This is a genomic window from Niallia sp. Man26, from assembly GCF_022049065.2.
Classification (GTDB): Bacteria; Bacillota; Bacilli; order Bacillales; family Cytobacillaceae; genus Niallia.
Genome location: NZ_CP095743.1, coordinates 3,057,091 through 3,070,851, shown reverse-complemented (window position 1 = coordinate 3,070,851; position 13,761 = coordinate 3,057,091). Strand labels below are relative to the sequence as shown.

The 13,761-nt window shown below is 38.9% G+C and carries 16 protein-coding genes; 11 read left to right on the top strand and 5 right to left on the bottom strand.

What is annotated here, in order from left to right; genetic code table 11:
* Positions 1–172 precede the first annotated feature (172 nt).
* Both L8T27_RS15550 and L8T27_RS15545 read right to left on the bottom strand, forming a co-directional pair.
* Entirely contained in the window at positions 173–493 is a 321-nt protein-coding gene (locus tag L8T27_RS15550; RefSeq protein WP_233316446.1) for an 8-amino-7-oxononanoate synthase, read from the bottom strand.
* An 18-nt stretch (positions 494–511) separates the two neighbouring features.
* Entirely contained in the window at positions 512–1,417 is a 906-nt protein-coding gene (locus L8T27_RS15545; protein ID WP_237941836.1) for an HD-GYP domain-containing protein, read from the bottom strand.
* Between the two features lie 337 nt (positions 1,418–1,754).
* On the opposite strand from L8T27_RS15545, the gene L8T27_RS15540 reads away from it, so the two are divergent.
* The 4 genes from L8T27_RS15540 to L8T27_RS15525 are packed head-to-tail and all read left to right on the top strand — an operon-like array spanning position 1,755 to position 4,004.
* Positions 1,755–2,366 (top strand): flavin reductase family protein, encoded by a 612-nt coding sequence (locus L8T27_RS15540; protein ID WP_237941835.1) that lies wholly within the window; start codon positions 1,755–1,757, stop codon positions 2,364–2,366.
* Between the two features lie 37 nt (positions 2,367–2,403).
* Positions 2,404–3,009 carry an alpha/beta hydrolase gene (locus L8T27_RS15535; protein WP_237941834.1) on the top strand — a complete coding sequence of 202 codons (606 nt, stop codon included), beginning with the start codon at positions 2,404–2,406 and terminating at the stop codon, positions 3,007–3,009.
* Between the two features lie 13 nt (positions 3,010–3,022).
* Positions 3,023–3,733, top strand: a complete 711-nt coding sequence (locus L8T27_RS15530) for a pirin family protein (protein ID WP_233316442.1) — start codon at positions 3,023–3,025, stop codon at positions 3,731–3,733.
* 1 nt (position 3,734) lies between these two features.
* Positions 3,735–4,004, top strand: coding sequence for a hypothetical protein (locus L8T27_RS15525; RefSeq protein WP_233316441.1), 270 nt, complete (start codon positions 3,735–3,737; stop codon positions 4,002–4,004).
* Between the two features lie 68 nt (positions 4,005–4,072).
* Here L8T27_RS15525 and gsiB read toward each other — a convergent pair whose 3' ends face one another.
* Positions 4,073–4,450 carry a KGG domain-containing protein gene (gene gsiB / locus L8T27_RS15520; RefSeq protein ID WP_237941833.1) on the bottom strand — a complete coding sequence of 126 codons (378 nt, stop codon included), beginning with the start codon at positions 4,448–4,450 and terminating at the stop codon, positions 4,073–4,075.
* Between the two features lie 193 nt (positions 4,451–4,643).
* Here gsiB and L8T27_RS15515 point away from each other — a divergent pair, with 193 nt between their 5' ends.
* The 6 genes from L8T27_RS15515 to L8T27_RS15490 all read left to right on the top strand — a co-directional run bounded on the left by L8T27_RS15515 (position 4,644) and on the right by L8T27_RS15490 (position 10,779).
* Positions 4,644–5,009, top strand: a complete 366-nt coding sequence (locus tag L8T27_RS15515) for a type III secretion system effector protein (RefSeq protein WP_233316439.1) — start codon at positions 4,644–4,646, stop codon at positions 5,007–5,009.
* 170 nt (positions 5,010–5,179) lie between these two features.
* Complete coding sequence (locus tag L8T27_RS15510) at positions 5,180–6,148, top strand: glycosyltransferase family 2 protein (RefSeq protein ID WP_237941832.1); 969 nt, start codon at positions 5,180–5,182, stop codon at positions 6,146–6,148.
* Positions 6,145–6,537 (top strand): GtrA family protein, encoded by a 393-nt coding sequence (locus tag L8T27_RS15505; protein ID WP_233316437.1) that lies wholly within the window; start codon positions 6,145–6,147, stop codon positions 6,535–6,537. The genes L8T27_RS15510 and L8T27_RS15505 overlap by 4 nt, the downstream gene beginning before the upstream one ends.
* A 35-nt stretch (positions 6,538–6,572) precedes the next feature.
* The gene (locus L8T27_RS15500; RefSeq protein ID WP_237941831.1) at positions 6,573–8,705 is read left to right on the top strand and encodes a glycosyltransferase family 39 protein; all 2,133 of its coding nucleotides are present in this window, start codon (positions 6,573–6,575) and stop codon (positions 8,703–8,705) included.
* 158 nt (positions 8,706–8,863) lie between these two features.
* Positions 8,864–9,535 (top strand): response regulator transcription factor, encoded by a 672-nt coding sequence (locus L8T27_RS15495; protein ID WP_233316435.1) that lies wholly within the window; start codon positions 8,864–8,866, stop codon positions 9,533–9,535.
* A gap of 11 nt (positions 9,536–9,546) precedes the next feature.
* Complete coding sequence (locus tag L8T27_RS15490; protein ID WP_233316434.1) at positions 9,547–10,779, top strand: sensor histidine kinase; 1,233 nt, start codon at positions 9,547–9,549, stop codon at positions 10,777–10,779.
* 42 nt (positions 10,780–10,821) lie between these two features.
* On the opposite strand, the gene L8T27_RS15485 is transcribed toward L8T27_RS15490, so the two are convergent.
* Positions 10,822–11,565 (bottom strand): NADPH-dependent oxidoreductase, encoded by a 744-nt coding sequence (locus tag L8T27_RS15485; RefSeq protein ID WP_233316433.1) that lies wholly within the window; start codon positions 11,563–11,565, stop codon positions 10,822–10,824.
* A gap of 121 nt (positions 11,566–11,686) precedes the next feature.
* On the bottom strand, positions 11,687–12,469 hold the full coding sequence (locus L8T27_RS15480) for an SDR family oxidoreductase (protein ID WP_233316432.1): 783 nt from the start codon (positions 12,467–12,469) through the stop codon (positions 11,687–11,689).
* 155 nt (positions 12,470–12,624) lie between these two features.
* Between L8T27_RS15480 and L8T27_RS15475 the strand changes: the two genes are divergently transcribed.
* Positions 12,625–13,623 (top strand): zinc-dependent alcohol dehydrogenase family protein, encoded by a 999-nt coding sequence (locus L8T27_RS15475; protein WP_233316621.1) that lies wholly within the window; start codon positions 12,625–12,627, stop codon positions 13,621–13,623.
* The last annotated feature ends 138 nt before the right edge of the window (positions 13,624–13,761 follow it).

Genomic DNA, 13,761 nt, shown 5'->3' with positions numbered 1-13,761 from the left:
GGGTGGATGGCATGGAAGAACAAGCGAATTTTTTTAATGGATTGAAATGGGGCATCTTATTGAGCGTACCACTGTGGATTTCCTTTTTTGGATGGGTTAAGCTAATTTATCATTTTGTTTAGAAATAAATAAAAAAGGGCTTCGGGGTTTCCGAAGTCCTTTTTGTTTCTGATTAAGCCAGTATTATAGGCGGATCAATTCCAAGTACAGGTTGTCCATCTACAGTTAGCCAGATATAATAATGGTCAATTTCTTTACCGATAATTTTTTCGATTTTAGCAATAACCTTTTCCTGAACATCAAAAGTAATCTTAGCAGTTTGTTCACCAAGAGGAATATTCTTCATCCCTAATAAGTCAGCAATTTGTCTTGCTTGATCATAGGTTACTTCTACATATTTATCGTATTCTGGCAAATAAGCTGCTTCTGCAGGCTTTACTTGCAAGGAAACGATTAAAATGACAGCCAATAAGCTCCAAACTAGTTTTTTCATAATAGTCTCTCCCTCATGTTAATAGTTTTCTATTTTATCTTGTAATGCTATAAAAGCATCAACTACTTGTGGATGATACATTGTACCTCTGTTTTTTAGAATTTCCTCAAAGGCTGCCTTTTTTGATTTGCCTTTTTTATAGACCCTATCTGTTGTCATTGCATCAAAGGAGTCAACGACAGCAATTATAGCTGCTTCAACTGTAATTTCGTCACCCTTTAAACCCTTAGGATATCCTTTACCGTCATACCTTTCATGATGCTGTTCAACTATTAAACCTATTTCGCCTAGTAATGGAATTCTCGTTTCTTCTAACAGCTCACGACCAAAAGTTGTATGTAGTTTCATGATTTCCCATTCATCATCTGTGAGTTTACTAGGTTTTTGCAATATATTTAAAGGTACTTTAACTTTGCCAAGATCATGAAAAAAGGAAGCAAGGTTTAGGCGGGCAATTTGTTTTGTGTTAAGATCAAGCACTTCACCAACGAGCATCGAATAGTCCTTAATTCTCTCACAATGATCTCTTGTGTACCCGTCTTTTTCTTCTATAGAAATAGTCAGCTCTAATAAGTCTTTAGAAAGTTGGCTATAGTGGTGAAACACTGGCTGACTTGTCACATAAATAAACTCTGTTTCTTCTTTAGCATGGAAAATAGTATATTCCTTGATTGGGCTCTCAAAAAAGGACTGTCCGGGTATAAGCTCGATAGATACTTCATCTCTTTGATATACTAGTTTGCCAGAAACAATAAAAAAATACTCCAGTCCTTCCCAGCCCTCTTCTGGACCCATCGCCCAGCTAGAACCTGGCTGCAGTTTATGGTGAATAACTTCCGTTCCGTCACCTGCTGCAATTAATGAAAGCTGCAAGCCTTTAAAATATACTGTTTCAATAAACTCTCCTTCATTTAATATACCCACACTATTTCCCTCTCTCTTTTTACAATAGAAGCTAATTTGCTAGACTCTAAGATTATACCTTATTTTATCTAAAATATAGTTTAATTGTAATAGGTAAAAGTTATTAAATTAGGTCTAAATGAGTAGTTTTTCTAATGGAAACAGAGTAAAAATTATACAAATTAATGATAGCAAACTATAATAGGAAAAAATAGAGTAATTTTCTTTATTTTTACTAGAAGCAAGGACTCATTCTTGACAGACAGTAATTAATAATAGTATGATTATCTCGAATTCAAGATAAAATAGCTTGTATAAAAATTTTACCGGCGAAGTTTGCCATGAATGGAGGAATAGCATGTTAACAATTGATCCAAGCACGCTTTCTGCGAAAGAGGTGTATAAGTTCTTTATCGGCAGCATTATTCCGAGACCAATCGCGTTTGTTACTTCTAAAGGAAGCGGCGGTGTTATTAATGGTGCACCGTTCAGCTTCTTTAATATCGTATCTTCCAATCCTCCAATCTTATCTGTTGCAGTTCAAAGAAATGGCGGTAATGAAAAAGATACAGCTAAAAATATTAAGGAGTACAGCGAATTTGTCATCCATGTTTGTGACGAGGATAATATTGCAGCAATTAATGAAACTGCTGCAAATCTTCCGCCGGACGAAAGTGAGATAGAACTTGCTGGACTGTCGGTTGCTGAAAGTTCTGTTATTTCAGTGCCTGGAATTAAGGAAGCGAAAGTCCGGATTGAGTGTAAATTAGAGGGAATTGTAGAGATTAAGGATGATAATGGGATACCTACTTGCGATTTAATACTGGGCCGTGCTGTTTGCTTCCATATTGAAGATCAATTATATGAAAATGGAAGAATCGATCCGAAGCTTTTAAAGCCTGTCAGCAGGCTTGCGGGAAATGATTATAGCAAGCTGGGTGAAATGTTTACAATCAACAGACCAAAATAAAGCAGGGCTTATTAAGCCTCATGACTAGGAGACGAAGATGAAGCATATTTTTAAAAAAGGAACAAATGAACAGTTGCCAACCTTATTACTATTGCATGGAACTGGAGGAACGGAGAATGATTTATTGCCACTGGCAGAGCTGATTAGTCCACAATCATCTGTGCTCAGTGTACGAGGGAATGTGTTGGAGAACGGAATGCCTCGGTTCTTCCGCCGACTAGCTGAAGGCGTTTTTGATATTGAAGACCTAAAGGAGCGTACAAAGGAGCTGCATGACTTTTTAGACAGCAGCGCAGAACAGTACGGCTTTGATCGTCGCAATATTATTGCAATAGGTTATTCAAATGGTGCAAATATCGCAGCAAGCATTTTGTTTCATTACGCCAAAGGCTTGAAGGGAGCGATTTTGCATCACCCGATGGTGCCGTTAAGAGGTATCGCATTGCCTGAACTTACTGATGTGCCTGTCTTTATTTCAGCGGGCACAAATGACCCAATCTGCCCTCGAAGTGAATCAGAGGAACTGACAACTCTTTTAGAAGGAGCAGGAGCAAATGTTACGGTTCATTGGGAGAATTATGGCCATCAATTGACGCGAACAGAAGTTGATGCTGCAGCTGCTTGGTTTAACACAATAAAATAAAGAGGTGTTAAGGATGATTAAAATATTTACGAAAGCAGATGGTCATTCTGCAAGCAATGACTGGGTAGAAAGTCATTTCAGCTTTTCCTTTGGTAATTATTACGACCCGGAGAATGTTAATTTTGGCCCTATGCGTGTATTAAATGATGATACCATTCAGCCGGATAAAGGGTTCGGTATCCATCCGCACAGAGAGGCTGAGGTTGTTTCTATCGCCATTGATGGACAATTGAAACATGAGGACAGCTTAGGAAACAGTGGAGTTATCGAATTTGGACAGGTGCAGCGCATGACGGCTGGAACAGGAATTCTTCATTCTGAAGTGAATCCATCCACAACAGAACCAGGCAGATTTCTGCAGCTTTGGTTCTTTCCTGAGACGAAACAGCTGCCTCCTTCCTATGAAGATGTAATATATGATGTGAGTAAATTATCTAATAACTTATTGCCAGTAGTTGCTCCAACAGCAAGTGAAGGTGTGGCGATGATTCATCAAGATGCGACGATTTATTTATCAAAGCTTGAGCAGGGGAAAAGTCTTGAGTTCAGCCAGGAAGATGGCAGGAGAATTCTAGTGTATGTGATAGAAGGCAGAGTTCTTCTTAACAATGAACATCTGCTTGGAAAACAAGAATCAGCCCGTATCACGGATGTTTCTGAGTTACAGTTAGCAGCTTCAAAAGACTGTTTCTTTATGCTGATTGATTTGCCGGGAGGGGAATAAGATGCTGATGATCAGACATGCTATTGGCAGCAGGCTGTTTCTGCAGACAGAGGATTACTCGGTTCTGCCCCAAGGGGATAACTGGGTCATTACGGCAGCTGCAAATAAAGAAGAGCTTGAGAACTTGATTGCCTTCAAAGAGGAATTAAATTTATTTATCGTTGGAAAAAACGAAAAAACTTGGTATTATTCTTCAGATGCCAGCATCAAAATAGTAGATTCCGACAAAGTGCAAGTAACTGCAGATCATAAAACGGTTTATCCCGTATAAAGAAGAAACCCAAATGCGATTGGGCATTTGGGTTTCTTCTTCTTTTTAAATTTGATATACTTTTAATATTAGTTGTTGTTATTGTTAGTGGAGTTGCCGCCTTTACGGCCAATTTCTTGGTAAAATTCTTTATCATGATTTTCGGAAGTGGCTTCTCCGCCTTTTTTGCCGATTTCTTGATAGAATTCTTTATCATGATTATCGGAAGTAGCTTCTCCGCCTTTTTTCCCGATTTCTTGATAGAATTCTTTATCATGATTATCAGAAGTAGCTTCTCCGCCCTTTTTCCCGATTTCTTGATAGAATTCCTTATCATGATTCTTGGAAGTGGCTTCTCCGCCTTTTTGTCCAATTTCTTGGTAAAATTCCTTATCGTGATTTTTAGAAGTTGCTTGTCCACCTTTTTTACCTGCTTCTTCTCGACTCATTTTGTTGTTGTTTGCCATGATTATCACTCCTTAGAAATTTTAGTTATTAAATTGTACATTGGTTATATAGCCGATTTCACTTCATATAAACATTTTTGTCGGATTTTTTGCCGAGGAAAAGTTTGGTAATACTAATCAGCACTTATAAAACCGATAATATAGACATATACGTTTTTAGATAGCTTACAAAAAAGGGGATATGATTAAATACATGATTACAATAGATAAATTCATGGAAGTAGTTTCGAAGGCAGAACAGCTCGGCTGTAAGGTCGTTTATGACGCGGACAAGAAAATCAGCTTTAATGCTAATATGTATATTACAGTTCCATTCTTAATTACATTGGAGAATACATATGCACTTGCACACGAGATTGGCCATGTAATGGATTATGTGAATGGCGATTTAGATTATGATAAATGGTTAAATGATTGGTCGTACAGAGTAAACGCAGAAATGAGCGCATGGGTGAATGCTTATAAGCTCCTTAATGAGCTTGGTGTTTCTTTAGACCATTGGCAAGCACATGTCGACAGTAAATTAAGAAATTATTTTATCTTACCTGAGGTTATTTAGAAAAGTAAGGCTCTATGCATGCAAAACAGCATGCATAGAGCCTTTTTTGTATTTCTAAATATTGTTAATAAGTTAAGGATTAATTAAGAATTGTTCGCTAAAATCAGGCTATTCCATTCGGAAGTGACGAACGAAACGTCACGAGCTACTAGAAAGGATGAGTGATTTTCATGACGAACGAGAAAGTAAAATATTCGATTGTAATTCCCGTGTTTAATGAGGAGGAAGTCATTGAACATACGTATGAGCGGATTAAGACAGTGATGAAGAATGCAGATGGAAATTATGAGCTATTGTTTATCAATGACGGAAGCAGAGACCGGTCTGTCGAAATATTATTGAATTTAAGTGAGCAGGACAACAGGATTAAAATCGTTGATTTCTCCAGAAACTTCGGCCACCAAATCGCCATAACTGCTGGAATGGATTATGCGTTAGGAGATGCTATTGTCATAATTGATGCAGATCTTCAGGATCCTCCTGAGCTTATTCTAGAAATGATTCAAAAATGGAAAGAAGGCTATGATGTCGTCTATGCGAAGCGTACTGCCAGAAAAGGAGAGACCTTTTTTAAGAAACAGACAGCCTCGGCCTTTTACAGGACATTAAGGGCAATGACAGAAATTGAAATACCGATTGATACAGGAGATTTCCGATTAATTGACCGCAAGGTGTGTAATCAAATGAAGAATATTCATGAAAAAAACCGCTTTGTCAGAGGGCTTGTCAGTTGGGTTGGCTTTAAACAGAGTGCTGTTGAATATGAAAGAGATGAGAGATTTGCTGGTGAAACAAAATATCCTTTAAAAAGAATGCTTAAATTATCTTTGGACGGAATAACGTCTTTCTCTTATAAACCATTAAAGCTGGCCAATTATTTAGGTGCTTCCTTGTCGGTGATTGGATTTGTTTACATGCTGATTGTGCTTTATCAAAAACTGTTTACAACAACTACTGTTACTGGCTGGTCTTCTATTATTGTCATTCAGCTATTCTTTAGTGGAATTACGCTTATGATGCTTGGTGTAATCGGTGAATATATCGGCCGTATTTATGACGAAGCAAAAGACAGACCGCTTTATATTGTGAAAGACATTTACCAGCATGAATCAGCGGCGAAATCATATGTGATGAAATGACTAGGAAGTGGCTTGTTTTTTTTAAGTTTGGAATTGTTGGTTCGTTAAATACAATCATTGACTTTGTTGTTTATGCGCTTTTGACTAGCGTTGGAGCAAATTATCTTCTATCGCAAATACTTTCCTATTCATGTGGACTATTAAACAGTTACTTTGTAAACAGAACATGGACATTTAAACAAAAAGATAAGGCAAGCATGAAGGAGTTTATTCGTTTCCTTGCGGTCAATGCTGCCACATTATCGTTAACATTGATATTGCTCGATTTTTTATATACAAAGCAGGGCTTAAATTTGCTGTTGAGCAAATTTTTAGTAACAGCGATAGGAACAATCTTCAACTTTATTGGAACGAAGATGCTCGTTTTTACGAAGGCAAACACAAATTAATTTATAAAAAAATTATTATAAGAATGGAGTAAGATATGAAAAATTGTACTAAAGGAAGAGTCGACATCCTTTTAATAGCTATATTGCTGTTTTCGGCCGGTTTAAATTTCTATAATTTGCAGAATGCTGGCACGAATTCGTATTATTCTGTAGCTGTGAAAAGCATGTTGACTAGCTTCCATAACTTTTTCTTTGTTTCCTTTGATCCTGCTGGATTTATAACCGTTGATAAACCTCCAGTAGCTTTATGGATTCAAGCGATTTTTGCTAAGATCTTCGGCTTCAATGATTTTGTGCTTCTTTTGCCAGAGGCACTTGCTGGTGTCGTTTCTGTCTGGTTGTTATATATCATGATTAAGCCGAAATTCGGCAGACCGGCAGCACTGATTGCCAGTTTGGTTTTAGCTTGCTCGCCAATTTTTGTAGCAGTTGTCAGAACTAATAATGTAGACAGTATCTTGATTGTTACACTGATGATAGCAGCATGGGCATTGATGAAAGCAGTCGAAAAGCAGAAGCTTGGCTGGCTATTATTAAGCTTTGCTCTTGTGGGCGTCGGCTTTAATGTGAAAATGCTGCAGGCATATATGGTGTTGCCGGCATTTGCTTTCTATTATTTCTTTGCAACGAGAGAATTGAAAATCTGGAAAAAGCTGATGCACTTAGCAGCATCCACTGTTTTGCTAGTTGTTATCTCCTTGTCATGGGCACTTGCAGTTGATTTGACCCCAAAAAGTGAAAGGCCGTATATGGGCGGAAGTGAAACGAACTCTGTACTAGAGCTTGCTTTTGGCTATAATGGCTTATCAAGATTAACTGGTCAAGATTCTGGCATGGGAGGCGGAGGGAATGCTCAAGCACCGCAGACTCAGACTTCGACTGATGAAACTAGTACTAGTGCTTCAGATTCCAGCAATACTAGTGAGGAAGCTCCTACTACTATGCCTAATGGTGGACAGCAAGGAGATGGAGGCAGCTCCAGCCAATCTGGCATGTTTAACACTGGTGAAGCAGGCCCGCTGCGATTATTCCAAAGCGAGCTGTCTGGACAAATTAGCTGGCTGCTGCCATTCGTGGTCTTTGCCATTATTGGTTTAGTCTTGTCTTTCTTAAAGACGAGAAAGTATACAATACAGCACCATTTTGCAGCATTTTGGTTTTTCTGGCTAGCACCTATGTTTGTTTTCTTCAGCATCGCGCTATTTTACCATCATTATTATTTAAGTATGATGGGGCCTGCAATTGCCGCACTTGTCGGTATCGGTTTTACGACATTATGGAACTTTTATAAAGAAGAGAATGGCTGGGAGAGCTGGCTGCTGCCTGTTGGAATATTAATTACTTTCTTCTTTGAAGCGCTGATTGTCTATCAGAACAGCTCTTCTGTATCCATTGTATGGATGTGGGTTGCTATTATTTTAGGGGTTGTACTGTTTATGCTGTTAATAGCAGGCAAATCAAGTGCATCCATAAAGGAGACAATAGCAGTTATCAGCATATTGGCATTATTAGTACTGCCGATTTATTGGACTGCTATAACGATTACAAAGACTGGCAATGAATCTACACCAACTGCAGGTCCGACAAGTGGAATGGGCGGACCAGGCGGCGGAGGTGGAGGCATGCGTGCCTTCGATGGTGGTAATATGGAGCAAGGTTCCATTCCAAATGAAATGCCAAGTGATTCTAATGAGGCTCCAACTGGTTTCCCGGGAGCTTCTGAGAATAATGCCAGCAGTGGTTTTACAGGCGGACCAGGCGGCGGGGGCGATATGGACAGTATCGATTCTGGCTTAATGTCGTATCTTGAAGACAATTACAATGGCGAAAAATTCTTCTTGGCAGTACAAAGAGCCCAATCGGCATATTCTATTATGCTGAACACAGACTATGCAGTAATGGCAATGGGCGGCTTTGGCGGATCAGATCCGGCACCGACAGTAGATGAGCTGGAGGAGATGGCTGAAGCAGGAGAAATCAAGTATTTCTTAGTATCTGGTCAAGGAATGGGCGGCAATAGTGAAGTGACAGAGTGGATTCAAGAAAACTGTGTTGAGGTACCTAGCAGCGAGTATTCATCTGATACTAGCACTACTGACAGCTCTGCTACTGATTTATCTAATATGAGAGGCATGGGGCAAACCTTGTACGAGTATCAACAAAAATAGTATGGTAGAAAAGAAGCGGTCCGCAGATGCGAATCGCTTCTCTTTCAAGCTGGCACAAAAACATTCGTGAGAGTATTTATTTATATAGAGGCTTATGTTTTAATAATGCTAATGAATCAAGCAATTGTCAGATTTAAAAGCCAAAGGAGATTGAAACAATGAAGATACTAGTTGTGGAGGATAATAAACCTTTATTAGAATCCATAAAGGGGATATTGGAGAAGGAGTATTCTGTTGATACAGCAGATAATGGAGAAGACGGCTTGTTTTATGCACAGCAAAATATCTATGATTTGATCGTGCTCGATGTCATGCTTCCTTATATTAACGGTTTTGACATTGTTCAAACCTTGCGTAAAGAAAAAGTCAATACACCTGTTTTATTCTTAACAGCAAAGGATTCACTTGAGGATCGGGTAAAAGGGCTGGAATTTGGCGGCGACGATTATTTAGTAAAGCCTTTCCAGGCTCCTGAGCTTGAAGCAAGAATCAAGGCTCTCTTGAGAAGGAGCGGGGCATTAGATATTGATGAAGGGCTTAAGTATGAAGAAATCGTGCTGACAGGCAAGGAAAATGATGTGCTTGTTAAAGGAATGCCAATCAAGTTAACAGTCAAACAATATGAGCTGCTTGAGTATTTAATTCAAAATACTGGGAAAATCCTCACGAAGGAACAAATATTTGATCGGATATGGGGATTCGATTCTGATACGACGATTGCAATTGTGGAAGTGTTCATCCACCAACTGCGTAAAAAATTAGAAGAATTCGCCTATCATAAAGATATTCAAACAGTCCGAGGTGTTGGCTATATTTTAAAAAGAGTATAAGGGGATAAATAATGTTCCAGAAAACAAGAATTAAACTAACCTTCCTTAACTCGCTTGTATTTATCTTATTAATGGTAGTCCTCGGTGTGATGATTTATCATTATACCGAAAAGCAAATATATAAGGATATTAATCAGTCCTTGGAAGAAACGGCGGAAACGATCAGCCATTTTGAACAAAGAGATGGAAGGGGACCAATGCAAGAGCCGCCCCGGCAAATCTCTGTTATTAAGTGGACAGACGATAAGGAAATTGATGTTATTTCCCAAGACATCATGAATTATGCGAGTGAATTCGAGAATTTCTATCCAGAGCAATACGATAAGATTGTAGAGAAGCAGACAGTCAGCGGCTACAGTTATAACACGATTGCTGTTAAAGTAACAATGGAGGATGGATCAAAGGAAATAATTCAATTTATCCGCAGCATTGATCCAGAAAAATCAATGCTGAACCGATTGATTATTATTATGACAGTAGGTGTGCTGGCAGGAAGCATCTTCGCCATAATGGCTGGTTATTTCCTTGCTGGAAGAGCTCTTGTACCGATTCAAAAATCATGGGAATCTCAGCAGCAATTCGTATCAGATGCCTCCCATGAGCTGAGAACACCTTTAGCAGTCATCCAAACAAGAACAGACCTGCTCTTCCAAGAGCCTGATGCCACCATTCAAGAAAAGGCTATAGATATTTCAGTCATTTCAAAGGAAACACGACGATTGAACAAGCTCGTCACAAATTTGCTGACACTTGCCAGAAGCGACTCAAATCAAATGGAAATATCGAAGCAAGAATTTGCCTTGAATCTCCTCATCCAGGAAGTGATTGACCAGTATGCCGATATCGCAGAGTTTCAAGGAAAAAGAATTTATACTGATACAAGGTCACCTATCAAGCTGATCGGTGACAAGGAACGTATTCACCAACTGCTTGTCATCCTAGTGGATAACAGCATGAAATTCACAGGTGAGGGAGGCACGATTGCAATAAATGCCACAGCTAAAACTCACACTGTTGAATTAGAGGTGAAAGATAACGGAATTGGCATCCCAAAACAAGATATACCAAAAGTCTTCAACCGGTTTTATCAAGTGGAGCAATCAAGGACAGATATGGAAGGCACTGGATTAGGCTTGTCTATTGCTAAGTGGATTATAGAAAAGCATTCAGGCACTATTAAGGTTGACAGTGAGCTGGAAAAAGGGACAAAATTTGAAATTACCTTCCCAAAGCTTGGCCAGTAGCCAAAAAAACATCCTCCGAAATTTAAGGGAGGATGTTTTTTTTCATTCGCTCAGATCTTTCGCAGTAAAGCCTTGTTTTTTCAGTAATGGTCCTAGACTTGGGTAATAGGGCTGCTTATAAAAGTTTGCCACCCTGTTTGTCCAGTTAGCTTGTTCACTGCCCCGTTCTTGCAAGTATTGCTTAAAAATATCGTTATATTCTTTTAATGAACCGATTTGATCACTGTTATAAGTTTCCTTATGAACATAGCTTTCTTTAGGAAGTCGTGGTTTAACACCAGGATCTTCAGCTGGGAAGCCAATACTTAAACCAGAGATAGGCAATACATATTTAGGAAGCTGTAAATACTCAACAACTTCTGGTGCATTTCTTCTTATTCCGCCAATAGGAACAGTCCCTAACCCTAAGGATTCAGCAGCTGTTATCGCATTTGCCAAGGCAATTCCAGCATCTGTTGCTCCAACAAGAAGCAAGTCTGATTGATCAGCAGCACCAAAAGCAGTGTTTTCCAGGTTGGCTGCAAGCTCTGTCCGGTAGAAATCCATGCAGAATACTAAAAATATTGGTGCTTCCTTAATATGCTGCTGATTTCCGCAAAGCTCTGCTAATCTTTCCTTCCTTGCTGTATCCTCTACCAGTATAACAGTAACCTGCTGTCCATTCGCCCATGAAGGGGCAGCTTGCGCTGAATCCAAAATAGCCTCAACCATTTCTTTAGGAACTGGTTTGTTTTCGTATTTTCGATAAGAACGATGCTGTTTTAAAGTCTCTATTACCTGATTCATTATCTATTACCTCCCGTAAGTTTATAAGGTGTATTGTAGCACAATTCGTTTTAAATACTTACTCACTTGCTTGCTAGAAAATAACAAAGGCTAAAGGAGTAACCCCTTTAGCCTTTGTTTATTAAAGCAGTGATTCAGCGCCATCAATATAAATTTCTGTTCCAGTGATATGGCTGGAGGCATCTGAGCTCAGGAACTGAACTAAATCAGCTACCTGTTTTGGCTCACCTGACTTTTGTGCAAGCGGCTGACTTCCTTCAGGATATTCTACCGGTATGGCAATTTCCTTTAATTTTTCTTCCTCTCGGAACGTGTTTTCTTCAATATTTGTATCAATTGCACCAGGGCAAATGATATTTACTCTTATTTTATATTTAGCCAGCTCCAATGCTGCCATTTTGCCAAAGGCAACCTGACCAGCTTTAGAAGTACTATATGCTGACATACCAAAGCTTGAATAAGTTCGGTTGCCGTTAATGCTGCTAGTAATAATAATACTTCCGCCATTTTGTTTCATATGAGGAACAGCATATTTTAATGTAAGGAAGGTTCCTTTAAGATTGGTTTCCATAGTCATGTCCCAATCCTCTGGAGAGAGATGTTCAATTGGGGAGACCTTCCCGTTAATTCCTGCATTAGCAAAAACAATATCAAGCTTACCCCATTTTTTAATGACATAATCAAATGCTGTACTCATGGAACAGGCATCAGAAATATTTGCTTCTAAAATGATTGCTTCTCCGCCAAGTTCTTTTATTTCCTTATCAACAGATTCTAAGTTTTCAGGAATTAAATCGAGCAATGCTACTTTAACTCCACTTTTAACTAGAGAGATAGCGGCTGCATGGCCAATCCCTGATGCCGCACCTGTAATTATTGCTACCTTATTTGACATGTCACTCATAATAACTCCTCCTGTATGGTTGTTCTGTTTTAATACATAAGAAATAATGCAGCTAGCAAGTTATTTTTCTAATAACCTTTTTTGGTGAAATTAAAACCAATGCAGATTATGCCTGTTTTCTGTAAAATAATAGATAATGGAGAGGAGAGATGATGTTGAAAGCAATGCTAGTTCATTCATATGGTGATGCGTCTGTATTCCGTGAATCAGAAATGGATAGACCCACTATTAAAAAAGGTTATGTACTTATTAAAGTAATGGCATCAAGTGTAAATCCTATTGATGTAAAAATTAGAGCAGGAGCAGTTCCTGCCGCTTCCGCGGAGCTACCAGCAGTTCTTCATGGCGATGTAGCAGGTGTTATAGAGGAAGTAGGAGAGGGTGTTGACAACTTTAAAGCAGGAGATGAAGTATTTGGCTGTGCTGGCGGCTTTAAAGGAACAGGTGGTGCGTTAGCTGAATATATGCTCGCAGACGCCCGGTTATTAGCACATAAACCAAAAAACATCACCATGAAGCAAGCTGCTGTTTTGCCATTAGTAAGCATTACCGCTTGGGATGCCCTTTTTGAAAAAGGGAATATATCTGCGGGACAAAAAGTGTTGATTCATGGTGGAACAGGCGGTGTTGGTCATGTTGCCATTCAGCTAGCAAAATGGAAGGGAGCAGAGGTTTATACAACTGTTTCCTCAAATGAAAAAGCAAAAATAGCAAAATCATTAGGAGCAGATACAGTAATTAACTACAAGGAAGAATCTATTAGTGAGTATGTTGAAAAATATACACAAGGCAACGGATTTCAAACTGTTTTTGACACGGTTGGCGGAACGAATTTAGATAAATCATTCCAAGCAGCAGCCATACATGGTACAGTTCTTGCCATTGCTGCAAGATCAACACATGACCTTTCACCGATGCACGCCAAAGGTCTATCCTTGCATGTTACGTTTATGCTGTTGAAAATAATAGATGAATCATCAAGGAAGGAGCATGGAGCTATCCTTCAAAAAATTGCCGAGATTGTGGCGAACGGGGAGCTTAATCCGCTTGTGGATGAAGAGGAATTCTCCTTTACAGAAGCAGACAAGGCACATGAATATTTGGAAGCAGGAAAGGCAATAGGTAAAGTTGCATTAACTAACAGCTGGAACTGATTAAAAAGCAACATGGCTAAAGGTAATCTTAAAGCCATATTGCTTTTTTTCTTTCAGAAAAAAAACGAGACTTTTTACTCAAAAGAGACATTTCATAGTAAAATAAGAAGAAAACTTATATTGGGGAAACACCACTCA